The sequence below is a fragment of the Salmonella sp. SSDFZ69 genome (assembly GCF_004010755.1).
Taxonomy (GTDB): domain Bacteria; phylum Pseudomonadota; class Gammaproteobacteria; order Enterobacterales; family Enterobacteriaceae; genus Salmonella; species Salmonella enterica.
This window is the reverse complement of the sequence record NZ_CP034831.1, coordinates 2,436,170-2,461,279: the sequence shown is the minus strand read 5'-3', so window position 1 is coordinate 2,461,279 and position 25,110 is coordinate 2,436,170. Positions and strand designations below refer to the sequence as shown.

24 protein-coding genes are annotated in these 25,110 nt (G+C 53.4%); 7 read left to right on the top strand and 17 right to left on the bottom strand.

Annotation, left to right across the window (positions count from 1 at the left end):
- Positions 1 to 16: 16 nt before the first annotated feature.
- The 4 genes from mliC to pdxY all read left to right on the top strand — a co-directional run bounded on the left by mliC (position 17) and on the right by pdxY (position 3,382).
- A complete protein-coding gene (mliC, locus tag EOS98_RS12225) occupies positions 17 to 346 on the top strand; it encodes a C-type lysozyme inhibitor (protein WP_001132091.1) in 330 nt (109 codons plus the stop codon).
- Positions 347 to 404: 58 nt separating this feature from the next.
- Positions 405 to 1,061, top strand: coding sequence for a pyridoxamine 5'-phosphate oxidase (pdxH, locus tag EOS98_RS12220; RefSeq protein ID WP_126524086.1), 657 nt, complete (start codon positions 405 to 407; stop codon positions 1,059 to 1,061).
- A 126-nt stretch (positions 1,062 to 1,187) separates the two neighbouring features.
- Complete coding sequence (tyrS, locus tag EOS98_RS12215; protein ID WP_000168626.1) at positions 1,188 to 2,462, top strand: tyrosine--tRNA ligase; 1,275 nt, start codon at positions 1,188 to 1,190, stop codon at positions 2,460 to 2,462.
- 59 nt (positions 2,463 to 2,521) lie between these two features.
- Positions 2,522 to 3,382 carry a pyridoxal kinase PdxY gene (pdxY, locus tag EOS98_RS12210; RefSeq protein WP_000789736.1) on the top strand — a complete coding sequence of 287 codons (861 nt, stop codon included), beginning with the start codon at positions 2,522 to 2,524 and terminating at the stop codon, positions 3,380 to 3,382.
- Positions 3,383 to 3,440: 58 nt separating this feature from the next.
- Here the strand turns inward: pdxY and gstA are convergent, their stop codons facing one another.
- The 12 genes from gstA to blr all read right to left on the bottom strand — a co-directional run bounded on the left by gstA (position 3,441) and on the right by blr (position 13,873).
- Positions 3,441 to 4,046, bottom strand: a complete 606-nt coding sequence (gstA, locus tag EOS98_RS12205) for a glutathione transferase GstA (protein WP_000765727.1) — start codon at positions 4,044 to 4,046, stop codon at positions 3,441 to 3,443.
- 104 nt (positions 4,047 to 4,150) lie between these two features.
- Positions 4,151 to 5,656, bottom strand: a complete 1,506-nt coding sequence (gene dtpA, locus EOS98_RS12200; RefSeq protein ID WP_000100911.1) for a dipeptide/tripeptide permease DtpA — start codon at positions 5,654 to 5,656, stop codon at positions 4,151 to 4,153.
- Positions 5,657 to 6,257: 601 nt separating this feature from the next.
- A complete protein-coding gene (nth, locus tag EOS98_RS12195) occupies positions 6,258 to 6,893 on the bottom strand; it encodes an endonuclease III (RefSeq protein ID WP_001030325.1) in 636 nt (211 codons plus the stop codon).
- Positions 6,893 to 7,585, bottom strand: a complete 693-nt coding sequence (locus EOS98_RS12190) for an electron transport complex subunit E (RefSeq protein WP_001289628.1) — start codon at positions 7,583 to 7,585, stop codon at positions 6,893 to 6,895. The genes nth and EOS98_RS12190 overlap by 1 nt, the downstream gene beginning before the upstream one ends.
- Positions 7,586 to 7,587: 2 nt before the next feature.
- Complete coding sequence (gene rsxG, locus EOS98_RS12185) at positions 7,588 to 8,208, bottom strand: electron transport complex subunit RsxG (protein ID WP_000920822.1); 621 nt, start codon at positions 8,206 to 8,208, stop codon at positions 7,588 to 7,590.
- A gap of 3 nt (positions 8,209 to 8,211) precedes the next feature.
- Complete coding sequence (gene rsxD, locus EOS98_RS12180; RefSeq protein ID WP_000231963.1) at positions 8,212 to 9,270, bottom strand: electron transport complex subunit RsxD; 1,059 nt, start codon at positions 9,268 to 9,270, stop codon at positions 8,212 to 8,214.
- A complete protein-coding gene (rsxC, locus tag EOS98_RS12175; RefSeq protein ID WP_126524087.1) occupies positions 9,271 to 11,478 on the bottom strand; it encodes an electron transport complex subunit RsxC in 2,208 nt (735 codons plus the stop codon).
- Positions 11,471 to 12,049 carry an electron transport complex subunit RsxB gene (rsxB, locus tag EOS98_RS12170; protein ID WP_001092600.1) on the bottom strand — a complete coding sequence of 193 codons (579 nt, stop codon included), beginning with the start codon at positions 12,047 to 12,049 and terminating at the stop codon, positions 11,471 to 11,473. Before rsxB ends, rsxC begins: the two co-directional genes overlap by 8 nt.
- Complete coding sequence (rsxA, locus tag EOS98_RS12165) at positions 12,049 to 12,630, bottom strand: electron transport complex subunit RsxA (RefSeq protein WP_000133179.1); 582 nt, start codon at positions 12,628 to 12,630, stop codon at positions 12,049 to 12,051. Before rsxA ends, rsxB begins: the two co-directional genes overlap by 1 nt.
- A 76-nt stretch (positions 12,631 to 12,706) precedes the next feature.
- Entirely contained in the window at positions 12,707 to 13,147 is a 441-nt protein-coding gene (locus EOS98_RS12160) for a DUF2569 domain-containing protein (protein WP_126524088.1), read from the bottom strand.
- A gap of 88 nt (positions 13,148 to 13,235) precedes the next feature.
- Positions 13,236 to 13,451 carry a transcription modulator YdgT gene (ydgT, locus tag EOS98_RS12155; RefSeq protein ID WP_000217946.1) on the bottom strand — a complete coding sequence of 72 codons (216 nt, stop codon included), beginning with the start codon at positions 13,449 to 13,451 and terminating at the stop codon, positions 13,236 to 13,238.
- Between the two features lie 296 nt (positions 13,452 to 13,747).
- The gene (blr, locus tag EOS98_RS12150; RefSeq protein ID WP_001708800.1) at positions 13,748 to 13,873 is read right to left on the bottom strand and encodes a division septum protein Blr; all 126 of its coding nucleotides are present in this window, start codon (positions 13,871 to 13,873) and stop codon (positions 13,748 to 13,750) included.
- 207 nt (positions 13,874 to 14,080) lie between these two features.
- Between blr and EOS98_RS12145 the strand changes: the two genes are divergently transcribed.
- Positions 14,081 to 15,121, top strand: a complete 1,041-nt coding sequence (locus EOS98_RS12145) for an oxidoreductase (protein ID WP_000998242.1) — start codon at positions 14,081 to 14,083, stop codon at positions 15,119 to 15,121.
- Positions 15,122 to 15,194: 73 nt separating this feature from the next.
- On the opposite strand, the gene add is transcribed toward EOS98_RS12145, so the two are convergent.
- From add to malX, 3 genes are all read right to left on the bottom strand, one after another.
- Positions 15,195 to 16,196: an adenosine deaminase gene (gene add / locus EOS98_RS12140; RefSeq protein ID WP_000565566.1), complete on the bottom strand. Its 1,002-nt coding sequence runs from the start codon at positions 16,194 to 16,196 to the stop codon at positions 15,195 to 15,197.
- A gap of 216 nt (positions 16,197 to 16,412) precedes the next feature.
- A complete protein-coding gene (locus EOS98_RS12135; RefSeq protein ID WP_126524089.1) occupies positions 16,413 to 17,585 on the bottom strand; it encodes a MalY/PatB family protein in 1,173 nt (390 codons plus the stop codon).
- 9 nt (positions 17,586 to 17,594) lie between these two features.
- Entirely contained in the window at positions 17,595 to 19,187 is a 1,593-nt protein-coding gene (malX, locus tag EOS98_RS12130) for a maltose/glucose-specific PTS transporter subunit IIBC (protein WP_000208903.1), read from the bottom strand.
- Positions 19,188 to 19,359: 172 nt separating this feature from the next.
- Here malX and EOS98_RS12125 point away from each other — a divergent pair, with 172 nt between their 5' ends.
- On the top strand, positions 19,360 to 20,388 hold the full coding sequence (locus EOS98_RS12125) for a Mal regulon transcriptional regulator MalI (RefSeq protein WP_000951918.1): 1,029 nt from the start codon (positions 19,360 to 19,362) through the stop codon (positions 20,386 to 20,388).
- 57 nt (positions 20,389 to 20,445) lie between these two features.
- Here EOS98_RS12125 and EOS98_RS12120 read toward each other — a convergent pair whose 3' ends face one another.
- Both EOS98_RS12120 and manA read right to left on the bottom strand, forming a co-directional pair.
- On the bottom strand, positions 20,446 to 21,954 hold the full coding sequence (locus tag EOS98_RS12120; protein ID WP_000753331.1) for a YdgA family protein: 1,509 nt from the start codon (positions 21,952 to 21,954) through the stop codon (positions 20,446 to 20,448).
- Positions 21,955 to 22,056: 102 nt separating this feature from the next.
- Positions 22,057 to 23,232 (bottom strand): mannose-6-phosphate isomerase, encoded by a 1,176-nt coding sequence (gene manA, locus EOS98_RS12115; RefSeq protein WP_001170624.1) that lies wholly within the window; start codon positions 23,230 to 23,232, stop codon positions 22,057 to 22,059.
- Between the two features lie 199 nt (positions 23,233 to 23,431).
- Here manA and fumB point away from each other — a divergent pair, with 199 nt between their 5' ends.
- Positions 23,432 to 25,078, top strand: coding sequence for a class I fumarate hydratase (fumB, locus tag EOS98_RS12110; protein WP_127821170.1), 1,647 nt, complete (start codon positions 23,432 to 23,434; stop codon positions 25,076 to 25,078).
- The last annotated feature ends 32 nt before the right edge of the window (positions 25,079 to 25,110 follow it).

Below are 25,110 nucleotides of genomic sequence, written 5' to 3'. Positions count from 1 at the left end.
GGAGAGCTTTCGGGATATGCCTATGAAAAAGATCGTAATAATGTGTTTACCTGTGCTGCTGACCGGCTGTAGCGTTTATCAACAATTTGTTGAACGTATGCAAACGGATACGCTGGAATACCAGTGTGATGAGAAGCCGCTTACCGTTAAAGTCAATAACCCGCGTGAAGAGGTCAGTTTTGTCTATGACAATAAGCTGCTGACCCTGAAGCAAGGAATCTCGGCCTCGGGCGCGCGTTATACCGACGGGATTTATGTTTTCTGGTCGCAAGGCGAGAGCGCCACGGTCTATAAACGAGACAGAATTGTGCTTAATAACTGTCAGTTACAAAATCCGAAGCGTTGAGATTTTCAGTATGGGGGCGCACAATAGCGCCACCCACTGATTATTTCTGATCAACGCCATGTCTGATAACGACCAATTGCAGCAGATCGCGCATCTGCGCCGTGAATACACGAAAGGCGGCTTGCGTCGCCGCGATTTACCCGCTGAACCGTTAACCTTATTTGAGCGCTGGCTTGGGCAAGCGTGCGACGCCAGACTGGCCGATCCGACGGCAATGGTCGTGGCGACCGTAGATGACAAGGGGCAACCGTACCAGCGTATTGTGTTGCTCAAGCATTATGATGAAAAAGGCCTGGTCTTTTATACCAACCTGGGAAGCCGCAAGGCGCATCAAATTGAGCACAATCCGCGTATCAGCCTGTTATTTCCCTGGCATATGCTTGAACGCCAGGTGATGGTGACAGGCAAAGCCGAGCGTCTCTCCACACTTGAGGTGGTGAAGTATTTCCACAGCCGTCCGCGCGACAGCCAGATCGGCGCATGGGTCTCTAAACAATCCAGCCGCATTTCCGCGCGCGGTATCCTCGAAAGCAAATTCCTGGAGCTCAAGCAGAAGTTTCAACAGGGCGAAGTGCCGTTACCCAGCTTCTGGGGTGGTTTTCGCGTGAGTATCGAACAGATGGAGTTCTGGCAGGGCGGCGAACATCGTCTGCACGATCGCTTTTTATACCAACGCGACGACGGCGCATGGAAAATCGACCGTCTTGCGCCCTAAAGATGCAAAAATCTTGTTTTAAGCACTGGTGCGGATGAATCCGCCGTTTTATGCTATGTCTCTTTCGCGTCTGGCGAAAAGTCGTGTACCGGCAAAGGTGCAGTCGTTTTATACATGGAGATTTTGATGGCAAGCAGTAACTTGATTAAACAATTGCAAGAGCGGGGGCTGGTAGCCCAGGTGACGGACGAAGACGCGTTGGCAGAGCGACTGGCGCAAGGCCCGATCGCGCTCTATTGCGGCTTCGATCCTACCGCTGACAGCTTGCATTTGGGGCATCTGGTTCCATTGTTATGCCTGAAACGCTTCCAGCAGGCAGGGCACAAACCTGTTGCGCTGGTAGGCGGCGCGACCGGTCTGATTGGCGACCCGAGCTTCAAAGCCGCCGAGCGTAAACTGAACACTGAAGAGACCGTTCAGGAGTGGGTGGCGAAAATTCGTAAACAGGTTGCCCCATTCCTGGACTTTGATTGCGGCGAAAACTCCGCCATCGCGGCCAATAACTATGACTGGTTCGGCAGCATGAATGTGCTGACTTTCCTGCGCGATATCGGTAAACATTTTTCCGTTAATCAGATGATCAACAAAGAAGCGGTGAAGCAGCGTCTGAACCGTGACGATCAGGGTATCTCTTTCACGGAGTTCTCTTATAACCTGCTACAGGGGTACGACTTCGCTTGTCTGAATAAACTGCACGGCGTTGCCTTACAGATTGGCGGTTCTGACCAGTGGGGGAACATCACTTCCGGTATCGACCTGACCCGTCGCCTGCACCAGAATCAGGTATTTGGTTTGACCGTTCCGCTGATCACCAAAGCTGACGGCACGAAATTCGGTAAAACCGAAGGCGGCGCTGTCTGGCTGGATCCGAAGAAAACCAGTCCGTACAAATTCTACCAGTTCTGGATTAACACCGCAGATGCCGATGTTTATCGCTTCCTGAAATTCTTCACTTTTATGGACATTGAAGAGATCAATGCCCTGGAAGAAGAAGATAAAAACAGCGGTAAAGCGCCGCGCGCGCAGTATGTGCTGGCCGAGCAGGTGACGCGCCTGGTTCATGGTGAAGAGGGGCTGGTCGCGGCGAAACGGATCACCGAATGCCTGTTCAGCGGTTCACTGAGCGCGCTGAGCGAAGCTGACTTTGAGCAGTTGGCGCAGGACGGCGTACCGATGGTTGAAATGGAAAAAGGCGCCGACCTGATGCAGGCGCTGGTAGACGCCGAACTCCAGCCGTCGCGTGGTCAGGCGCGTAAGACTATCGCCTCCAACGCTGTCACTATCAATGGTGAAAAACAATCCGATCCTGAATACATCTTTAACGATGAGGACCGTCTGTTTGGCCGCTATACCTTATTACGTCGCGGCAAAAAGAACTATTGTCTGATTTGCTGGAAATAAGGCATTAAGTAACAGGGAGTGAGAAATCACTCCCTTATTTTTGATGTTCAGGTAAAAAAATGAAGAATATCCTCGCTATCCAGTCCCATGTTGTTTTCGGACATGCGGGCAACAGCGCCGCCGAATTTCCCATGCGCCGTCTTGGCGCGAATGTTTGGCCGCTGAATACCGTTCAGTTTTCTAACCACACGCAATATGGTAAATGGACCGGCTGTGTCATGCCGCCCAGCCATCTGACTGAGATTGTCCAGGGGATTGCGGACATTGGCCAGTTAGCGCACTGCGACGCCGTACTTAGCGGTTACCTGGGATCTGCCGAGCAGGGAGAACACATTCTCGGTATTGTGCGCCAGGTTAAAGCAGCAAATCCGCAGGCAAAATATTTCTGTGATCCCGTAATGGGGCATCCGGAAAAGGGTTGTATCGTGGCGCCTGGCGTCGCAGAGTTCCATGTGCGTTATGCGCTACCCGCCAGCGATATTATCGCGCCTAACCTGATTGAACTGGAAATTCTCAGCAAACATAGCGTGAATAATGTGAATGACGCCGTGCAGGCGGCGCGTGAACTGATTGCTCAGGGGCCAGAAATTGTACTGGTAAAACATCTCGCCCGCGCCGGTTACAGTTCAGAACGCTTTGAAATGCTGCTGGTGACAGCGCAGGAAGCCTGGCATATTAGCCGTCCGCTGGTGGATTTCGGCTCACGTCAGCCGGTTGGCGTTGGCGATGTCACCAGTGGTTTATTGCTGGTCAAACTTTTGCAGGGCGCGACGTTGCAGCAGGCGCTGGAGCACGTTACGGCGGCAGTCTATGAGATTATGATCGCCACCAAAACGATGCAGGAGTACGAACTGCAGGTCGTGGCGGCCCAGGACAGGATCGCTAACCCTGAACATTACTTCAGCGCAACGCGGCTGTAATTATTGCTGCTAAAAAGAGGCCGGATGGCGCTACAGCGAGCTATCCGGCAACATGACATTAATTCAGTCCTTCCGCTTTAAGCGCTGCCGCAACGGTCGGTCTTTTTGCGACACGCTGCATATAACTTTCAATATGCGTCAACCCGTCCATATTCAGTTTTACGCCATAGGCCCAACGCAATACGGTAAACAGATAAGCGTCTGCGATGGTAAAACGCTGGCCGCAAATCCACTGGTCGTCTGAAAGCGACTCATCCACATACTGCAATTTCTTTTCCAGACCGGCGCGAACGGCGGGTTTAAGTGTTTCCGGCGTGTCAGGGCGGAACAGCGGGGTAAAGCCTTTATGCAGTTCCGTTGCAATATAGTTGAGCCATTCCAGCGTATGATAGCGAGCAAGACTACTTACCGGCGCCAGAAGCTGGCGGTCGGGAACGCTGTCGGCGAGGTACTGCATAATGGCGACGCCTTCAGTCAACAGTGTGCCGTCATCCAGCAGCAGAGCCGGAACCTGTCCTTTAGGGTTGACTGCCAGGTAATCATCACCGTTTTCCAGGCGTTTTTTTGCGAGATCGACGCCATCAAGCGTAAAGTCTTTGCCAATTTCGCGCAGGGTAATATGGGAAGCAAGAGAGCAGGCACCCGGTTTGTAGAACAGTTTCATCGGTAACTCCTTTTTGCTGAGGTTTAAAGTATGGTAGTGCGGGGACGAGCAAAAAAAAAGCCGCTAACGCACAGTTAGCGGCCTGAATGTTGTTTCCCGGAAAATTAAACTGTAGCGGCTTTAGAGCCTTTTTCAGCGGTATCATCGTCCTGGGTCATACGGTTCAGCTTAGGCGCTGTCAGCAGCATCAGGACGGCGATAACGGCGGTTGCTATGCCAATCTGCATAAATACGCGACCATAGACTTCCAGGGACATCAGCGGGTCAGTCACGTCGCTCGGCACAGCCATCAGGTTGGCGACATAACCGCCGATGATGTTAGCGCCTGCCGTTGTCAGGAACCAGCTACCCATGATGAAACCCATCAGACGCTGCGGAACCAACTGTGCGACCATTGCCAGTCCCAGACCGGAGATCATCAGCTCACCGATACTTTGCAGGCCGTAGCTTGCGATCAGCCAGTTTACGGATACGATGCCGGCATCGTTCGCAAATTTGGCGCCCAGCGGCAGAATCAGGAACGCGCCGGAACACAGCACCATACCAATGGCGAATTTCATCGGCATCGGCAGCGTATCGCCCATCCTGTTATAAATAGCGGCCAGAATCGGGCTGCCGATAATGATCCAGAATGGGTTCAGCGCCTGATACTGTTCCGGTTCGAACGCGATACCGAGAATAGAGTGCTCGACGTTACGAATGGCAAAGAAGTTCAGCGACGTCGGCATCTGGCTGTACAGTACGAAGAAGATAATCGCCTGCAGCATCAAAATAAAGGCGACGATCATTTTACGGCGTGCCGCGCCGTGCATGGAAAACGCTTCTTTACCGAAGATAATGACGATGCCAAGAGCGATTACGCCCAGCACCATACGCGCGATATCCTGGTTGTGCAGCAGCCAGGTGGCGACCGCAATCAGAACGACAATACCCACGATTGTCAGCAGCAGATTACGGAAGTTGATCGGTTCAAAGTCGGGTTTGGAACCGTAGCTTTTCACCCAGCGCTGGCAGAAAGCAAAGTTAACGACGGTTATCAGCATACCGACGACGCTAAGCGCAAACGCGGTGCTCCAGCCATAACGCGCCGCCAGCCACGGCGTCGCCAGCATAGAGAAGAAGGAGCCGATGTTGACGGACATATAATACATCGTAAATGCGCCGTCGAGACGCGGATCGTCCTTCGCGTAACAGGTAGACAGCAGGGAAGACGGGTTAGCTTTAAACAGACCGTTACCCACAGCGATAGCCGCCATGCCCATATAGACGATGCCAGCGTCATGACCAGACCATGCGACCAGCGCATAACCGATAGCCAGCACCACGGCACCCAGCATAATAACGCGTTTGGTGCCCAGAATTTTATCACCTAACCAACCGCCAATGGCGACCAGGCCGTACACCAGCGCACTGAAGGAAGAGAAAAGGGTGATGGAATCCGCTTCTGACATACCCAGTTGTTTTACCAGGTAGACGGCCATAATGCCTTGCAGGCCGTAATAACCAAAACGCTCCCATAACTCTATCGAGAAGATGAGATAGAACGCCTTCGGTTGTTTGAAAGCGTTCAAACTGACGCTTTCAGTTGGTTTTTTGTTTGCAGTAGACACTTTTACCTCTTTTTTACGCCCCGTATTAACAGGGATTGTCTGGCGCGTGATGAGTCAGACTCATCCGTCCGATTGTTATATTGGAGGGGAAACGGCAGGTAATGTTCACTATCTTTCCTCTCCAGACAAGAGCTTTGTAATAATCTGTTACATATAACTCTTCTGGTTGAATCGTCCGATGTCAGAAATGTTATCCAGCGTTAAATTTCTTCATTTGAAGAATGGCAGATTTTTACACTGCAAAAAGGCCATTAGTTTGGGTGAAAGGCGATATCTTCTGCTATTTAAGGTGAAAAGCAGTGATATAGGCCATTATCTGAAAAAATGGCAGAGTAATGTTTTGTAGTGAAAACGGGGCGTCAGTCTATCCGGTTGTAAATGTAACCTTAGATGTCATTAAATTTCACATGAAGTTATCAAAGTGATCCTGATCACGGATAGATAGAATTTTTTGCGATTAAAAAAATGATTAACCTGACGTGGAGTGAAAACGAAAGCACATTACATCAGAAAAAGGACAGAGACTGGAATGATTGATGGCTAAAATAGATCCAGGCCGAAGGTGGGAGCGCGCTGGCGTGACGGACGCGCTCCGACCATATCAAATATCGACTTTTTCTTTGTATTCGCAAAGATCTTCAATGAGGCAGGAGCCGCAGCGGGGTTTTCGGGCGATACAGGTATAGCGGCCATGCAAAATTAACCAGTGATGGCAGTCCACTTTGAACTCATTCGGCACCACTTTCAGCAACTTCTCTTCTACCTGTTCGACATTTTTACCCGGCGCGAACTGTGTTCGGTTGCATACACGAAATATATGCGTATCAACGGCGATGGTCGGCCAGCCGAAGGCGGTATTTAGCACCACGTTAGCGGTTTTACGCCCCACGCCGGGAAGCGCTTCCAGCGCCGCCCGATCCTCCGGCACTTCGCCATTATGCTTGTCCAGTAAAATACGGCAGGTCTTAATCACGTTTTCCGCTTTACTGTTAAATAAACCGATGGTTTTGATATAGGATTTCACGCCCTCTACGCCCAGTTCCAGCATCGCGGCTGGCGTATTGGCGACCGGGTAAAGTTTGGCGGTAGCCTTGTTCACGCTGACGTCGGTTGCCTGCGCGGAAAGCAACACGGCAATCAGCAACTCAAACGGCGACGTGAAATTGAGTTCCGTTGTGGGGTGCGGATTGCTGTCGCGCAGGCGCGTCAGAATTTCCAGCCTTTTTGCTTTGTTCATCAGACTTTCCCTGTTTCACCTGCCGGAACTGCGGAAGGCGCGGTTTCGGCGCGGCGTTTCTTCATTTTTTCATCAATAAGATATTTTACCGCCAGCATGAGTCCCAGACCGATAAACGCGCCTGGCGGCAGCATCGCCAGCAGGAAAGGCGAGTCGGTGTGAAATATCTCGACCCGTAATACTTTTGCCCAGCCTCCCAGCAGGCTATCCGCGCCATCGAAAAGCGTACCATTCCCGAGGATCTCGCGCAGTGAGCCCAGCACGAACATCGCGCCTGTCGCGCCCATGCCGATGGAAAAACCGTCCAACGCGGAAAGCCACGGTCCTTTTTTCGCGGCAAACGCTTCGGCGCGACCAACAACAATGCAGTTCGTTACAATCAGAGGAATAAAAATCCCTAAAGACTGATACAAACCGAACGCATACGCATTGATCAGCATCTGTACTGCGCTTACCACCGAGGCAATGATCATGACGTAAATCGGGATACGGATTTCTGCCGGCGTCCAGCGACGTAGTGCGGACACCGTAAGGTTGGTCAGCGTTAATACCAGCGTTGTGGCCAGACCCAGCCCCAGAGCGTTGGTTGCCGTAGACGTCACCGCCAGTAAAGGGCACAGGCCAAGTAGCTGCACCAGAGCAGAGTTATTTTTCCATAACCCCTGAACAACAATGTCTTTTATTTCGCTCATGGCTATTCTCCACAGGCGGTTAAATGGGGGAGCTGAGCGGGCAGTGATTCGGCGTACAGCCCGGCGCGTTTAACCGCATTCACCACGGCGCGCGGCGTTATTGTCGCCCCGGTAAATTGATCAAAATCACCGCCATCCTTTTTCACCGCCCAGTGCGTATCATTTTCACCGCTGATGGTTTTACCGCTAAAGTGGGTAATCCAGTCAGACAAACGGCGCTCAATTTTATCACCTAACCCTGGCGTCTCATGATGTTCCGTCACACGCGTCCCCAGGACGGTACCGTTGAAATCTGCGCCAACAATAAGCTGGATAGCGCCGGAATAGCCATCTGGCGCGGTGGCCTCAATGATGGCCGCTACGGGTTTATCATCCTTGCGAGCGATAAAAACACGGTGTGTGCCTTTGCCGAGGGCGGGCGCATCGACCAGATAACAGCTCTCTTGCAGATTATTATTGTAACGATCTGGCGGCAATACCTGATCGAACAGGGCATGTTGTTGTTGCAGCGCTTGTTCGTGGATGGTTGATTTTGTCATCTGATTAATCACCGCGGTCAATCCCGTAGAGCCTGCGGCAAAAAGCGCCAGCGTAATACCGTGTTTACGAATCGTTTTCAGCATGGTTTATCCTTTGCGATGTCCATAGACGCGGGGGCGCGTGTAGTAGTCGATCAGAGGAACCGTGATATTCGCCAACAGGACAGCAAAAGCAACGCCGTCCGGATAGCCGCCGAAGCTACGAATCAGCCACACTAATACCCCAGCCAGCGCGCCGAAAATTAAACGTCCACGGTTGGTCGTGGAGGCGGTAACCGGATCCGTCAAGATAAAAAATGCGCCCAGCATGGTGGCGCCTGACAGCAGATGAAGCTGCGGCGAGGCCAGCGTAGCGGGCGAGAAAAGCCAGCCTAACGCGGCGCATAGCGCCAGCGTCAGCAGAAAACTGACCGGGATATGCCAGCGGATGGCTTTTTGCCACAGCAGGAATACGCCGCCGACAAGCCAGGCGAGGTTAACCCACTGCCAGCCCACGCCAGCCAGCGCGCCGCTGTATATCGGGTACTGCATGATTTGCTCAACGGAGTGCCCGGCGCGCAAGGACGTTTTAAACGTATCCAGCGGCGTCGCCTGGCTGATACCGTCAATACCGATACGTAGCAGCGTCATATCGCCGCCGCTGGCGGTATGCCCGGTAAAAATCATCCGCAACGTGTCCAGCATATCGGGCGTTGTTGCGGCTATTTCATAAGGCGGCAACCAGCTTGTCATTTGCACCGGAAAGGAAATTAATAGCACCACGTAGCCGATCATGGCCGGATTAAAGGGGTTTTGTCCCAGCCCGCCATATAACTGTTTAGCGATAATAATGGCGAATCCGGTTCCCAGCACGACCATCCACCAGGGCGCAAGCGGAGGGATGCTGACCGCCAGCAAAAGCCCCGTCAATAACGCGGAATAATCCTGCAGGTGACTGGCGACCGATTGTTTGCGCAGCCTGAGGACAATGGCTTCTGCGACGAGCGCCGTGATAGCAGCCAGAACGATCTGGAAAAGCGTTCCCCAACCAAAAAACCACGTCTGCGCGGCAATCCCCGGCAGAGCGGCGATTACTACCAGCAACATGATTCGCGATGTCTGGCGCTGGTTATGGGTATAAGGCGAGCTTGCGATTCTGAATACCATTTAATCCTCGTTAACAACCTGCTGCTGTGCTGCTTTTTTTGCCTGAACGCGGGCGATAGCCGCAGCAACCGCGGCTTTACGCGGGTCGGCCGGTTCGGCAGGTTCGCTTCCGGCCTGCTGCTCCTGCTTGCTGGCTTTGGCGCGGGCGATGGCCGCTTCCACTGCGGCTTTGCGCGGATCGACCGGTTCGGCAGGTTCGCTTCCGGCCTGCTGCTCCTGCTTACGGGCTTTGGCGCGGGCGATAGCCGCTTCCACTGCGGCTTTACGCGGATCGACCGGTTCGGCAGGTTCGCTTCCGGCCTGCTGCTCCTGCTTGCGGGCTTTGGCGCGGGCGATAGCCGCCTCCACCGCGGCTTTGCGCGGATCGACCGCTTTGGCAGGTTCGCTTCCGGCCTGCTGCTCCTGCTTACGGGCTTTGGCGCGAGCGATAGCCGCCTCCACCGCGGCTTTACGCGGATCGACCGCTTCGGCAGGTTCGCTTCCGGCCTGCTGCTCCTGTTTGCGGGCTTTGGCGCGAGCGATAGCCGCCTCCACTGCGGCTTTACGCGGGTCGTCGCCGGGTATCGCGCTGTCAGCCACCGGATGAGCGGCTTGTTTAGCGCGCGCTTGCGCTTTACGCGCTTCACGGGCCGCGATGACGGCGCTATTGTCTGGCAGACTACCCGCCTGAATAACCACCGGTTGCGTGGCCTGCGCCTGTTTCTCTTTTACCCGCGCCAGCGCAGCGGCAATGGCATCCTGATCTTTTGCCGCTGGTTGTACCGCTGCGCTCTTATGACGTGCAAGGCGGGCGGCTTTTTCGCGCTCCAGTCTTGCCTGACGAGCCTCAAAACGTGCTTTGGCTTCGGCGGCGCGTTTTTCTTCAAGCCTGATCGCATTAATCTCCGCTTTTTCCTGACGGAAATATTGGACGAGCGGAATATTACTCGGGCAGACCCAGGCGCAGGCGCCGCATTCTATACAATCAGCAATATGGTGAGCGGTAGCCTTGTCATGCTGCTGCCCTTTGCTGAACCAATAAAGCTGCTGCGGTAAAAGGTCGGCAGGGCAGGCGTCAGCGCAAGCGCTGCAACGAATACAGCTTTTCTCTTCCTGAGGCGCTCCCATTTCAGTCACGGATGGCGCCAGCAGGCAGTTGGTGATTTTTACGACCGGTACGTCAAGCCAGGGAAGGGTGAATCCCATCAACGGGCCGCCCATGATGACCATCTGGTCAGCAGAAGGGCAGAACCCGGCATCGTTAAGCAAATGACGAACGGGAGTGCCGAGCCGCGCCCAGACGTTACCCGGGCGGCTTACCGCTTCACCCGTTAAGGTAACGACGCGTTCTGTGATCGGTTCGCCGTCAATCACGGCGCGTTTAACGGCATAAGCCGTACCGACGTTTTGCATCAGCACGCCAATATCAGAGGAGCGCCCGCCGTGGGGAACCTGTTTTCCCGTCAGTATTTGGGTGAGCTGTTTTGCGCCGCCGGAAGGGTATTTGGTTGGGATCACACGTAACGAAATATCGTGAGCGTCAGCCAGTACGGCGCGCAGCATGGAAATAGCCTGCGGTTTGTTATCTTCAATGCCGATTAATACCTCACGCGGTTGCAGAATATGCGCCAGGATGCGAATACCTTCCACAATTTGCGCGGCGCAGTCCTGCATCAGACGATCGTCCGCCGTAATGTAAGGTTCGCACTCTGCGGCATTGATAATAAGCGTGGTGATTTTATCGCCGCCGCCCTGCAATTTAACGCCGGTGGGAAACCCTGCGCCGCCAAGCCCGGCAACGCCATACTGATGAATGCGTTCAATGAGCGCTTCACGGCTGTGGGCGCGGTAATCAGACCAGCCATCACGCTCAATCCAGCGGTCCTCGCCGTCGGCATCAATGATGACGCTTAACTCCGCCAGCGCCGAAGGATGTGCCGTCGAGTGGGGGGCAATAGCGATAACCGTCCCGGAGGTGGGCGCGTGTACCGGCAGCATTCTCCCACGTCCACGGGTAAGCGCCTGGCCGCGTAGCACGCGATCGCCGACGCTAACGCACAGCTCGCCCTCAGCGCCAATGTGCTGTTTTAAAGGGATAACAAAGCGCGGCGCTAAAGGCACCTGGCGCAGCGGCGTGCCGTTTGACTGGGACTTCATTTCGGGCGGATGAATACCACCGTCGAAATCCCAGATTTTATCTTTTCTGAAAGCGGAAAATAGTTTAAGCATGTTGTTCCACGGGAATGATGCGAACGGGAATGGTGTTCAAATCCCATTTCCAACTGTCGGGCGTCTCATTCACCGGACGTAATTCGATGCAGTGCGTCGGACACGGATCGACGCACAGATTACAGCCAGTACAGAGATCGCTCATGACCGTGTGCATGGCGCGCGTTGCGCCAACGATGGCGTCAACCGGGCAGGCCTGAATGCATTTTGTGCAGCCAATGCAGTTATTTTCATCAATAACTGCCAGCATACGTACTGGCGCAGCCTGCTGTTCTTCACCATCGCATGGTTGCGGCTCTACGTTTAGCAACTCTGCCATTTTCAGCATGACGGCTTCGCCGCCGGGCGCGCAACGATTGATTTTCTCGCCCTGGAGACCCACGGCTTCGGCGTAGGGGCGACAGCCGGGATAGCCGCACTGACCACACTGACTCTGCGGCAAAATCGCATCGATTTTTTCAACAACCGGATCATCTTCAACCGCGAATCGGCGGGAGGCATAACCCAGAATGGCGCCGAACACCAGACCCAGAAGGGTCAGGGCGCCAACGGCAATCCAGATAGTATTCATTACAACTTCACCAAACCACTAAAGCCCATAAAGGCCAAAGACATTAATCCTGCGGTAATCAATGCTATCGCGTTACCACGAAAAGGGGCGGGCACATCCGCCACGGCAAGGCGTTCGCGGATGGCGGCAAACAGAACCATCACTAATGAAAAACCGACGGCGGCGGAAAATCCGTACAGCGCCGACTGAAGAAAGTGATGACCGAGATTAATATTCAGTAACGCTACGCCCAGAACCGCACAGTTAGTGGTAATCAGGGGTAAGAAGATGCCTAACAAGCGGTATAACGCCGGGCTGGTTTTCCGCACAACCATTTCGGTAAATTGCACGACCACAGCAATGACGAGGATAAAGGCCAGCGTCCGCAGATAAATCAGATCCAGCGGAATAAGTATCCAGGTGTCGATAAGCCAGGCGCATATCGACGCCAGCGTCATGACAAAGGTCGTCGCGAGGCCCATCCCCATGGCGGTTTCCAGTTTTTTGGATACGCCCATAAAGGGACAAAGGCCCAGGAATTTGACCAGTACAAAGTTATTGACCAGTACAGTTCCGACAAAGAGCAGCAGGTAATCAGTCATGTTTCGGCCTGAAATAAAAAAGCCGCCTATTATCTGTCAAACTACCACAGGCGACAACAGGTTAACTGTAGGGTTATTACGGATTAACAAACGTTGTTTTGACGCGCGCTGAACGTTTGAGATAAGGCACAATGAGCGCCGTCGCCAACAGTGGGAAGAGTAACTGACGCACGGCAAAGGCATCTGAGACGGGAGAAAAGGCAAATGCTTTAACCGCCAGTAACACCGACACCAGCAGCCAGATAATGTAATGCTTCGGCACGCAGCGTCTGCGTTTGAAGAATGCGATTGTCAACCACAGGGTATAGTACCACATGGCAGTAGCGGTAATAAATGAAATGCCCCATAGCAGTAAATTACCGGTTTCCTGTCCGCTAAGCGTCTTGAACGTTTGCGGTGTGGCAAGCGCCATAACGTAGAGTAATAACGCCAGCGAGGCGCTCAACAACGCGACTAACAGCCAGGCTAACGGGCCAAGAAGCCAGCCTCCAATTCGTTGTGGCGGTGTTGTAGTCATATCTTCTCCGGGGTTACGCGCATTAACGGTCATGCCGCTCATTTTGGGGCAAATATTATAAGGTTTTTGATGTTAAACGCTACTTTCTTTATTGCACATAGCGCCAGACGGATTGCGGAACCTGACCTACATCAAACAGGCGTCCTCCGGAAACCAGTTCGGCACGGCGGTGATCTGCAGCGCGATACATATTAACAATATCCATGTCATCAGTAAGGGTATAGTTAAGGTGGTCGAACAGTTTTTCCAGACTTTCGAGCGAACTAATTTTGCGGAATTTTAATAGATAATCCTGAACAGTCATATAAAGTTGATCCATATTAAATATAATGCCAACGGAGTAGTCACTGATAAAAAATAAACAAAACCGCACCAGTGAGAGGTCAGGGGTGCAGGTAAAAAGGGAATATTCTTACCGGTAAAGAGTCAGGCGCCACATGGCGCCTGGGGCGAAAGGTTAACGCGCTTTCCTACAACAGGCAATAAACGTCAGACCAGATAGGACATATTTCGTTTTTTTTGCCGGTTTTTGACTTTTCTTTGCACCCCCGGGGCGCCGCTTACCGTACCACGCGAAAATGCCTTTACATTATCTGACGCTTACTTCTTCTGAACGGAAGCCGTGGGCTCTGGTGGTTGGTAATTGTCAATATGGTTGGCAATACCTAAAAGAATGACTGAGATAACGAGAACTATCCACCCAGTTAATTCAATAAGACGATTCATTATTGACGACATTTGCTTTGATTTATCCATAAACACAGGGGGTAAATGTTACTTTCCTGGCGAACGGTCGGCAAGAGGGAGGGAAACGTTTTCAGCCTCTGTTCTGTAACAAGTTAATCATTTGATGCTACGTTGATGGTCAGGACGCTATTGCGGCTAATCGCACGATGGTGTGGAATAGCGATATCTAAAACCGGAGGCAGTGAGATGAATGATAAAATCCGCGTTGGGTTAATCGGTTATGGCTACGCCAGTAAAACCTTTCATGCGCCCTTAATTATGGGAACGCCAGGGCTAGAGCTTGCGGCGGTATCCAGCAGCGATGAAACAAAAGTGAAAGCAGATTGGCCGGCGGTTTCCGTGGTCTCTGAGCCCCGACATTTATTTAACGATCCGCATATCGACCTGATCGTGATCCCGACGCCCAACGATACCCATTTCCCGCTGGCGAAAGCTGCGCTGGAAGCCGGTAAGCATGTGGTGGTTGATAAACCCTTTACCGTGACACTGTCACAGGCGCGAGAATTGGATGCGCTTGCGCGGAGCACTGGTCGGGTACTTTCCGTCTTCCACAACCGACGCTGGGACAGCGATTTTTTGACGCTGAAGGCCTTACTGGCGGATGGCGTGCTCGGCGAGGTGTCCTTGTTTGAATCCCACTTTGATCGTTTCCGTCCCCAGGTGCGCGACCGCTGGCGCGAGCAAGGCGGGCCAGGAAGTGGTATCTGGTACGATCTGGCGCCGCACTTGTTGGATCAGGCCATTCAACTTTTTGGCCTGCCGGTCAGCATGACGGTGGATTTAGCGCAACTGCGTCCGGGCGCGCAATCTACAGATTATTTCCACGCGATTTTATCCTACCCCCAGCGCCGCGTGATTTTGCACGGTACGATGCTGGCCGCGGCGGAATCCGCGCGATACATCGTTCATGGTTCGCGCGGTAGCTATGTAAAATATGGCCTCGATCCCCAGGAAGAACGGTTAAAAAACGGCGAGCGTTTACCGCAGGAAGACTGGGGATACGACATGCGTGACGGCGTATTGACCCTGGTTGAGGGAGAGACGCGCAAAGAAGAAAACTGGCTTACGTTGCCGGGTAACTATCCGGCATATTATGCCGCCATCCGCGATGCGTTAAACGGTAACGGTGAAAATCCCGTGCCGGCAAGTCAGGCGATTCAAATTATGGAGTTGATTGAACTGGGCATGGAATCGGCAAAACATCGCGCGACGCTGTGTCTTGCCTGAGATGTCGCATTTCTCCGCCTGGGATAGCATTAAACCGCAGGCGGAGAAGAGCGTTAGTGTCAATAAAGCAATCTTACGCCGCGGCCACTTTTTCGCGCAGCGCACGTTTTTCGCTATCGCTCAGAAAGGCGATTTCCAGACCGTTAATCTGCGCCTGGCGAATCTGTTCGCGGCTCAATCCTGCCGCTGGCGCGGCGACGTGATATTCATGGATAATATCTACGCCCTGAACAGCCGGATCGTCCGTATTAAGACTGGCGAGAACGCCATGCTCAAGGAAGGTTTTGAGTGGATGATCCGCCAGCGATGCGACGGTACTGGTCTGAATATTCGAGGTCAGACAGGATTCAATACCGATACGCTGCTGTGCAAGAAAATCCATTAACGCGCGATCTTCGACAGCTTTTACGCCATGTCCGATACGTTCGGCCCCCAGTTCGCGAATCGCCTGCCAGATACTTTCCGGCCCTGCGGCTTCGCCAGCGTGAACGGTAATATGCCAGCCCGCATCGCGCGCCCGATTAAAGTGCGACAAAAACAGACTGCCGGGAAAGCCCAGCTCATCACCGGCTAAATCCAGCGCGGTGATTTTCTCTCTGTGCGCCAGCAGCGCATCAAGCTCCTGTAAACATGCCGCCTCGCCGAAGGTACGGCTCATAATGCCAATGAGTCGTGCCTCGACGCCAAACGTGTTACAGCCGTCGCGTACACCGTCGATAACGGCTTCAACCACGCCTGCGATCGGTAACTGATGCGCCATCGCCATATAGCCGGGCGAAAAGCGAAGCTCGACGTAATGCAGGCCGTTACGTGCGGCATCTTCAATATTTTCAAAGGCCACACGGCGGCAGGCGTCAAGCGATGCCAGGACTTTTACCCCCCAATCGAGCTTCGTGAGAAAGCTCACTAAATCGGGTTCGGTTGAGGTGACCTGGACATGCGGAATCAGCGTTTCCAGCGTTTGGGCGGGAAGGGCGATGTTGAACTGCCGACCAAGATCCAGAATTGTTTGGGCGCGAATGTTGCCATCAAGGTGGCGGTGGATGTCAGTCAAAGGAAGCGTAATATCAATCATGGGCGCACTCAATTTTTAATAAAAGTGCGCACCATTATACTACAGATCGATAATGCTCTGGAAATTTTGCAAAAACGGAGTCATTACGTTGCAACTTCGCGAGAGCGCGGGAGAAATTTTGTATCATTCTCTTTAACGCGCCCCCGGTCAGCTCACGGGGGCGTCTCTGTTATCGCATCTTAGGATAAAGGGTCAACCCCCCGCCTGTAGACAGTATCAGCGAACGGTGCGGATAGCGTTAATCAATCCGTTGACGCCTTTTTCAAGTTTCAGGTGAGGGCATCCGGCATTCAGACGCACAAATCCCCGGCCTTCTGCGCCATAGGTATCGCCGGGCATAATGGCGACTTTCTCCTGATGAATGAGCGTGTGCTGTAATTTTTGATCGTCAATGCCGAGTGGACGGAGATCAATCCAGGCCAGATAGGTCGATGGCGGCGCTTGCCAGTTCAACGTCGGAAAGGCGCCATTCAGCGCCTGCTCAATATAGCGCATATTAGCCGCCAGCGAGGCGCGTAACGCATCCAGCCACGGCGCGCCGTGCTGATACGCGGCAATATGCGCCGTGAGCGAGAGCACCGCTGGCGAAGAGAGGCCGTCGCGCCCTTTTAAGGCGGCCAGGTAGCGTTCACGGCTTTCACTATTTTCAATGATTCCATAAGCGCCGGTTAATGCCGGAATGTTGAAGCTTTTCGAGCCGGAGGAGAGCAGCGCCCAGTCTCCGCGCGCGACATTGCTCCAGGGAATATGCGGCTGGTTTCCCCATACCATATCCATGTGAATTTCATCGGAAATCACCCGTACGCCATGGCGCTCGCACAGCGTTGACATCGTTTCCAGCTCGTCACGCGTCCACACTTTACCGGTGGGATTTTGCGGACTGCACAGCAGCAGGATTTTGCTTTCCGGACGCGCCAGCGCCGCCTCCAGTTTGGCCATATCGCAATACCAGGTGTTGCCTTCTTTCTCCAGCGGGACGGGAGTGACGATGCGATGGTTGCCTTCAATCGCTTTATAAAAAGCATCGTAAGCGGGGGTATGAACTACCACGCCATCGCCTTCGTCGGACCACTGGCGGATAAGCTCGGACGCCATATAGATAACGGAGGGGCCGTATACGAGGGAGTGGGCATCTATCGTGGTCTGATGGCGTGTCGCAAACCAGTGGGTAATCGCCCCTAAAAACGCCTCATTTTTCCAGCGGCTATAGCCCAGCACACCGTGGGAAAGGCGCTGGTTTAGCGCCTCCAGGATACACGGCGCGGTGGCAAAATCCATATCCGAGATCGTAAAGGGGAGCAGATCGGCTTCGCCAAAACGATCGGCGACATAATCCCACTGCGTACACCATGTCCCGCGACGGTCAACTTCCTGTGAAAAATCGAACATATCTCTTCCTTATGCCTGAACGGTATTCATCAGACCAACCATTTCATCTTTTACCGACTGAACCTGCGGGCCGATAACCACCTGCAAATTATGCTGATTGAGCTGTACGACGCCTATCGCACGATTGTCCTTCAATGCCTGGACATCGACAAGCGACATATCTTTCACGGACAGACGTAGGCGGGTGATGCAGTTGTCCAGACTCACGATGTTTTCCGTGCCGCCTAATGCCGCCAGGATAGCAGGCACGTTGTAGCCGGATTTTCCTGGCGCGCCAGCAATCGCTTTTTCAATGCTGGTGGCGATCTCCGCTTCGCGCCCCGGTGTTTTGAGGTTAAAGCGTGTAATGGCGAAGCGGAAAATGAGGTAGTAAACCGCAAACCAAATCGCTGCCACTACCGGTACCAGATACCATTTTGTTGACAGACCATGCAGGATGCCAAACACCACAAAGTCAATAATATTGCCATCCGTATTGCCGATAGTGACGCCGAGAATAGCCATGATGGTAAAGCCCAGCCCGGTCAGCAGAGCATGAATAACGTACAGCACCGGCGCTACGAACAGGAACAGGAATTCCAGCGGTTCCGTTGTACCGCCGACAACGCAGGCGATTAAACCGGAAATCAATAATCCTTTAATTTTAGGGCGGTTTTCTGGACGGGCACAGTGGTACATTGCCAGCGCGGCGCCCGGCAACCCACCGAGAAACGCCGGCATTTTGCCTTGCGATAAGAAGCGAGTGGCGCTTTCAGAGAAGCCGTGCGTCGTTGGGCAACTGAGTTGGGCCTGGAAAATAGTCAATGCGCCGCTCACGGTATGCCCGCATACCTCTTGCGTACCGCCCGCCTCGGTGAAGCGAATCAGCGCTACCAGAATATGGTGCAGACCAAAAGGCAACAGCAGGCGCTCGCCGGTGCCGAAAATCATCGGTCCAAAGTCGCCGGCGCTATTGATGATATGACCCAGTCCACTAATTCCCATCGCAAAAACCGGCCAGACGAGCGGGATAACCAGGCCGACAAGCCCCATCACAACGGCGGAAACGATAGGTACAAAACGCGTACCGCCGAAAAAGGCCAGCGCATCCGGCAAACGAATGGTATGAAACCGTTCATGCAGCATCCAGACAATAATACCAGCGATAACGGCACCGAGGATGCCGGTATCGATAGAGGGGATGCCCAGAATATTTTGTACGTTATTGGCTTTCAGCACCGCCGCATCGGTGGTCGGCAGAATGCCTTTTGCCGTGAGCCAGAAGTTGACTGCAAGGTTCATGACCGCATAACCGACAAACCCGGCAAATGCGGCGACGCCTTTGTTTTCCCGCGCCAGACCGAGCGGAATCGCGATACAAAACATCACCGGCAGGAAGCTAAAGGCAAAAGAACCTACTTTACTCATCCAGGTGAAGATAGCCTGTAGCAAGGGATTACCCAGCACGGGGAGCAGGGTGATTACATCGTGGCTACTAAGCGAGCTGCCGATACCGAGCATAATGCCGCAGAACGAGAGCAAGGCGACGGGCAACATAAACGTTTTGCCCAGTTGCTGGAAAAATTCCCATAGCGTTATTTTTGGCGTGGTTTTCGTCGTCATCTAACGACTCCTTGTTAATAAAGGCCGGTGTCAGGTTATGATGGCGAAAAGATAAAACGTTTTATCAAATTTTAGTGCGGCATTAATCACATTACTGACCGATAATAACGCGTATAAAGATAACAGATAGGTAAAACGTTTTATCTGTCAGATTCTGGAGCGATTTGTTGACATGGCTATCGCCAAAAAAATCACTATCCACGATGTTGCGCTGGCGGCTGGCGTGTCGGTGAGCACCGTTTCCTTAGTGCTGAGCGGCAAGGGGCGAATATCGGCCGCGACCGGCGAGCGCGTGAACGCGGCAATTGAGCAACTGGGCTTTGTGCGTAACCGCCAGGCGTCCGCGCTGCGTGGCGGGCAAAGCGGCGTTATCGGTTTGATCGTGCGTGATTTATCGGCACCCTTTTATGCCGAATTGACCGCCGGGTTAACGGAAGCGCTGGAAGCGCAAGGCCGTATGGTTTTTCTCCTGCACGGGGGGAAAGATGGCGAACAGCTAAATCAGCGTTTTACCATGCTGCTTAATCAGGGCGTGGATGGCATGGTGATCGCCGGTGCGGCGGGCAGTAGCGAAGCGCTGAGAGCGCAGGCCGACGCACAAGGAATTCCTGTCGTGTTTGCGTCACGCGCCAGCTATCTGGATGATGCGGATACCGTTCGGCCTGACAACATGCAGGCGGCGCAACTCCTGACGGAGTACCTTATTCGTCAGGGCCATCAGCGCATCGCCTGGCTGGGAGGACAAAGCGCATCTTTAACCCGCGCGGAGCGCGTGGGCGGCTATTGCGCGACGTTGTTAAAATACGGTCTACCGTTTCACAGCGAGTGGGTCGTGGAATGCGCTTCCAGTCAGAAGCAGGCAGCAGAAAGCATTACCGCGCTGTTGCGATACAATCCGACCATTAGCGCTGTCGTTTGTTACAACGAAACCATTGCGATGGGGGCGTGGTTTGGCCTGCTGAGAGCCGGACGACAGAGTGGCGAGAGCGGTGTCGATCGTTATTTCGAGCAGCAGGTGTCGCTGGCGGCGTTTGCTGATGTGGCGGAGAACGCCCTCGACGACCTGCCGATTATCTGGGCCAGTACGCCGGCGCGAGAAATAGGCTATACCCTGGCCGAACGAATATTGCAGCGTATTGCTCACGACGAGCACCATGTGCGGAGTCAAACGATAGCCGCTCGCCTGGTAACGCAAAAGTAGAGGCTGCGCGTCGTTCGGCGCAGACCGGGTGCAGCGTCGCGACACCCGGCAAGGCGATTATTGTTGAGGCAGCGCCGGAACGTCCGGTACGGAAAGCGCCGGCATCCCAAACAGGCCGACAAAGTCTTCCAACGGCATTTTTTGTCCGTTGAGCGTGATCTGGCCATTGGCGTACTGCAAACTGGAGGCGATAGTATTATCCTTCAGCGTTGTCAGTCGGAACATCTGACCCATTGCGGACAGCCCCTGCACCTGCTGTTTTGCCAGTTTTTCCGCATCATCCTGCTGATAGCCTTCCAGCTTTGCTATCTGCGTCATAAACTCGACCGCCATGTCCATCGGAATTGCCAGTTTCGCATCCAGCGATTTCACGGAGCGGTCGACTTCCTGCGCCAGCGTTTGCGGTTGTGCCGTTGTGGTTGCCGGATCTTTGAGGAACAGCGACAGATTCAGCGTGGTTTCCCCTTTGGCGTTTTTCCAGCTAAGCGGCGCCAGGGTCAGAACCGGATCGCCTTTTAACAGCACGGGGAGAGCGCTAAAGAACGCTTCAGTGACTTTTTGCTGATAAAGCTCAGGATTCTGCGCCACGTCCGGCTGATTCAGCAGCGCCTGCGTTTGCGCATGATATTGCTGACTAAACTGGTGCCAGGCTTCGCCGTCGATTTGACCGACTTTCAGCGTTAATTTACCGCTGCCTAAATCCTGATTCTGCACTTTCAGGCTGTTAAGCGAGTAATCCAACTGGCTGTTAATGGTTTTTCCGTCGTTGACGAGATCGGACTTGCCGGCAATTTCCATCCCTTCCAGCACCGCCATCTCTTTACCCTCAATGGCGATGGACAGTTTATCCAGCGTTAACTTTTGGTCGCCCACACGTTCGCCAAAGCTTGCCAGTTTACTGGTACCGTCGGTTTTCAAATTATTAAAGGTGAGTTGGACCTTCTGGTTATATTCGTTAACGGCATCGACCAGGCCGCTCTGCGCTTCGCCCGACAGCGAAACCACATTACCGTCTTTATCGGCGTTAAGCTGGAACTCGCCACCGCTAAAGGCGACCTTTTCACCGGCATTCTCGTAGTTTAACGGCTTGAGAGAGATATCGGAGCGGGTATCGCCGCCATAACCAATGCGGGTATTGATAACAAAGGGCGCGTCGCCTTTCGCGATATCAAAGAGGGGTTTTGCCGCATCGTTATTCACCAGGGTGGTTTTTACCGACGCCATAGAAGGGATCAGATTGAGCGTTTTGAGCTGGGCGAGCGGGAAGGGGCCATGTGAAACGGACTCGTCCAGCACAATGCTTTGCCCGGGTTTCAACCAGGTAGTGTCTGCGCCGGCAACCGGTTTGACAACCAGTTGCAGATGGCTACTGAACACGCCACGCTGGTAGTTTTGATAACTTAATTCGACACCGGCCTCCGGCGCAGTACGCTTGAGCTGTTCATTGGCCTGAGTCACCATTTCTGCAAGATGGTTCTCCAGCTTTTTCCCCGTATACCAGGCGCCGCCTGTCCAGACGATGCCAAGTGCAATTACTACACCTGCAGCTACCAGTGTTTTTTTCATATCAATTGTCCATAAAAATGAAACCAGGCGGATTAAACCGCCTGGAGGAGTTTTACGTCTGTTATAAGCTTAGCAAGAGTTGTTAAAAAATTCAGTACGTTGCTACAGCTTGTTATAAACACGCGCTAAACGGCCCGTGCCGCTGGCGTTAACCGGAGACTCATCCGCGCCGATAAAGGCCGATTCACCCGGCTTCAGTACCAGACGCTGTTCATCTTTACGTAACACCGCCTCACCCTCAACGCAGAACAGAATCGCGGCGCTGTGTTGGCCGATGCTCGTCTCCTGAAGCGCCAGGTCGTGCAGTGAAAAAGCAAAATCGTCAACCGGAATTGGGAAGTCCAGCTCCGCGCCGCTTTTCACCGGGGCAGTCAGCAACTTGCCGGCAGGCTTAGGTTCGAACTTCACGTTCGCGACCAGCTCAGGGATGTCGATATATTTTGGCGTAAGGCCAGCGCGCAGAACGTTATCGGAGTTCGCCATGACTTCCAGCGCAACGCCCTGCAGATAAGCATGAGGCGTTTCGGCAAACAGGAACATCGCCTCGCCGGGATTCAGTTTGACCACATTCAGCAACAAAGGAGAGAAAAGCCCGCTGTCGTCAGGATAATACTCTGAAATCACGCGGATCGTTTGCCACGGTTCGCCTTGCTGGCTGTTAAGCGCCGCTTTGAGTACGGCTAACGCGCGGGATTTTTCTTCGCCTTGCATATTCAACAGGCTGGCGAAAAGCTGGCTCAGACGTTCAGCATTCGGCGCCTGCAAAAAGTGGGCGATAGCGGAATGCGCGCCGGCGACAGGTTGCAGTAAAGAGACAATGTCAGAAAATTCGCGGAACGCGTTCATCGCCAGGAAAGGCGTCAGGGCAAAAACCAGCTCTGGTTTATGGTTAGGATCTTTATAGTTCCGCTCTGCGGCATCCATGGGGATACCCGCCGCATTTTCTTTCGCGAAACCGATTTCGGAGTTGCGTTTATTCGGGTGCACCTGAATAGAGAGCGGTTGTGCGGCGCACAGTACTTTAAACAGAAACGGCAGTTCGCCGAAACGGTTGGCTACCGCTTCGCCCAGCATGGCGGTTTTATTCTTTTCGATGGCGTCACGCAGGGAGACGGTTTCGCCGTTGGCGGTGGTGATTCGCGAGCTGCTTTTGGGATGCGCGCCCATCCAGAGTTCAGCCATTGGCTGCTGCTGCGGATTGGCGATGCCATAAAGTTCCGTTAACGCAGTTTTACTTCCCCAGGCATAGTTTTGCACTGAGTTAATGAGTTTTTGCATTATCAAGCCCTGTTTCAATGTGGAGATCAATGGGAGGTATTAAACCAAGAAACCCGCATGAAGTAACCTCCGGGCGTAAAAAGTCGTACTTGTCTCAGTTTTTGTTAAAAAATTGTGTAGGATAGTGTTACTCGCTTTTAGTCGGGCAATGGAACACCTGCCCAGAGAATAACCATACCGAGCGGTAAGTGAGAGCACAATGTCAAACAAACCCTTCTTTTATCAAGACCCTTTTCCCCTCAAAAAGGACGATACCGAGTACTACTTGTTGACCAGCGAACATGTTTCCGTCGCCGAATTTGAAGGACAAGAGATCCTGAAAGTCGCGCCGGAAGCGCTAACGCTGTTGGCGCGTCAGGCCTTCCACGATGCGTCTTTTATGCTACGTCCCGCGCATCAGCAGCAGGTGGCGGATATTCTGCGCGATCCGCAGGCCAGTGAAAACGACAAATATGTCGCGCTGCAATTCCTGCGAAACTCCGATATCGCGGCCAAGGGCGTGTTGCCCACCTGCCAGGATACCGGTACGGCCATTATTGTCGGCAAAAAAGGCCAACGCGTCTGGACTGGCGGAGGTGATGAAGCGGCGCTGGCTCGCGGCGTATATAACACCTATATCGAAGATAACCTGCGCTATTCGCAAAACGCGGCGCTGGATATGTACAAAGAGGTCAATACCGGTACTAATCTGCCGGCGCAGATCGATCTCTACAGCGTCGATGGCGATGAATATAAATTCCTCTGTATCGCTAAAGGCGGCGGATCGGCGAATAAAACCTACCTCTATCAGGAGACAAAAGCGCTTCTGACGCCGGGTAAGCTCAAAAATTATCTCGTTGATAAGATGCGTACGCTGGGCACCGCCGCTTGTCCGCCGTATCACATCGCGTTTGTCATTGGCGGCACCTCGGCGGAAGCGAACCTGAAGACCGTTAAGCTGGCCTCGGCAAAATACTATGATGCGCTACCGACCGAAGGCAATGAACACGGGCAGGCCTTCCGCGATATTGAGCTGGAAAAAGAATTGTTGCTTGAGGCGCAAAATCTTGGCTTAGGCGCGCAGTTCGGCGGCAAGTATTTCGCTCACGATATTCGTGTCATCCGATTGCCGCGCCACGGGGCATCGTGTCCGGTAGGTATGGGCGTGTCCTGCTCCGCGGATCGAAACATTAAAGCGAAGATCAACCGGGACGGGATCTGGATCGAGAAGCTGGTGCGCAATCCCGGTAAATATATTCCAGAGGCGCTGCGCCAGGCGGGAGAGGGCGAGGCGGTGCGCGTTGATCTTAACCGTCCCATGAGCGAGATACTGCAACAACTGTCGCAGTATCCGGTATCAACGCGCCTGTCGCTGAACGGCACGATTATTGTGGGCCGCGACATCGCGCACGCTAAACTGAAAGAACGGATGGACAGAGGCGAAGGTTTGCCGCAGTACATCAAAGATCATCCTATCTATTATGCGGGGCCGGCAAAAACGCCGGAAGGGTATGCCTCCGGGTCGCTTGGGCCGACTACCGCAGGACGAATGGACTCTTATGTTGATCAGCTCCAGTCGCAGGGCGGCAGTATGATCATGCTGGCGAAAGGCAACCGCAGCCAGCAGGTGACCGATGCCTGTAAGAAACATGGCGGCTTCTACCTGGGCAGTATCGGCGGCCCGGCAGCCGTTCTGGCGCAGGGTAGTATCAAGCGCCTGGAGTGCGTGGAATATCCTGAACTGGGTATGGAGGCTATCTGGAAAATTGAAGTGGAGGATTTTCCGGCCTTTATTCTGGTGGATGATAAAGGTAACGATTTCTTCCAGCAGATTCAGTCATCGCAGTGCGCGCGCTGCGTTAAGTAATGTCGCCGCCCTGCGGGGCGGTAACATAATTC

Coding starts and splice junctions, on each gene's coding strand:
- mliC (WP_001132091.1), top strand. CDS start 17: ATGCCTATGAAAAAGATCGTAATAATGTGTTTACCTGTGCTGCTGACC.
- pdxH (WP_126524086.1), top strand. CDS start 405: ATGTCTGATAACGACCAATTGCAGCAGATCGCGCATCTGCGCCGTGAA.
- tyrS (WP_000168626.1), top strand. CDS start 1,188: ATGGCAAGCAGTAACTTGATTAAACAATTGCAAGAGCGGGGGCTGGTA.
- pdxY (WP_000789736.1), top strand. CDS start 2,522: ATGAAGAATATCCTCGCTATCCAGTCCCATGTTGTTTTCGGACATGCG.
- gstA (WP_000765727.1), bottom strand. CDS start 4,046: ATGAAACTGTTCTACAAACCGGGTGCCTGCTCTCTTGCTTCCCATATT.
- nth (WP_001030325.1), bottom strand. CDS start 6,893: ATGAACAAAGCAAAAAGGCTGGAAATTCTGACGCGCCTGCGCGACAGC.
- EOS98_RS12190 (WP_001289628.1), bottom strand. CDS start 7,585: ATGAGCGAAATAAAAGACATTGTTGTTCAGGGGTTATGGAAAAATAAC.
- rsxG (WP_000920822.1), bottom strand. CDS start 8,208: ATGCTGAAAACGATTCGTAAACACGGTATTACGCTGGCGCTTTTTGCC.
- rsxD (WP_000231963.1), bottom strand. CDS start 9,270: ATGGTATTCAGAATCGCAAGCTCGCCTTATACCCATAACCAGCGCCAG.
- rsxC (WP_126524087.1), bottom strand. CDS start 11,478: ATGCTTAAACTATTTTCCGCTTTCAGAAAAGATAAAATCTGGGATTTC.
- rsxB (WP_001092600.1), bottom strand. CDS start 12,049: ATGAATACTATCTGGATTGCCGTTGGCGCCCTGACCCTTCTGGGTCTG.
- rsxA (WP_000133179.1), bottom strand. CDS start 12,630: ATGACTGATTACCTGCTGCTCTTTGTCGGAACTGTACTGGTCAATAAC.
- EOS98_RS12160 (WP_126524088.1), bottom strand. CDS start 13,147: ATGACTACAACACCGCCACAACGAATTGGAGGCTGGCTTCTTGGCCCG.
- ydgT (WP_000217946.1), bottom strand. CDS start 13,451: ATGACTGTTCAGGATTATCTATTAAAATTCCGCAAAATTAGTTCGCTC.
- blr (WP_001708800.1), bottom strand. CDS start 13,873: ATGAATCGTCTTATTGAATTAACTGGGTGGATAGTTCTCGTTATCTCA.
- EOS98_RS12145 (WP_000998242.1), top strand. CDS start 14,081: ATGAATGATAAAATCCGCGTTGGGTTAATCGGTTATGGCTACGCCAGT.
- add (WP_000565566.1), bottom strand. CDS start 16,196: ATGATTGATATTACGCTTCCTTTGACTGACATCCACCGCCACCTTGAT.
- EOS98_RS12135 (WP_126524089.1), bottom strand. CDS start 17,585: ATGTTCGATTTTTCACAGGAAGTTGACCGTCGCGGGACATGGTGTACG.
- malX (WP_000208903.1), bottom strand. CDS start 19,187: ATGACGACGAAAACCACGCCAAAAATAACGCTATGGGAATTTTTCCAG.
- EOS98_RS12125 (WP_000951918.1), top strand. CDS start 19,360: ATGGCTATCGCCAAAAAAATCACTATCCACGATGTTGCGCTGGCGGCT.
- EOS98_RS12120 (WP_000753331.1), bottom strand. CDS start 21,954: ATGAAAAAAACACTGGTAGCTGCAGGTGTAGTAATTGCACTTGGCATC.
- manA (WP_001170624.1), bottom strand. CDS start 23,232: ATGCAAAAACTCATTAACTCAGTGCAAAACTATGCCTGGGGAAGTAAA.
- fumB (WP_127821170.1), top strand. CDS start 23,432: ATGTCAAACAAACCCTTCTTTTATCAAGACCCTTTTCCCCTCAAAAAG.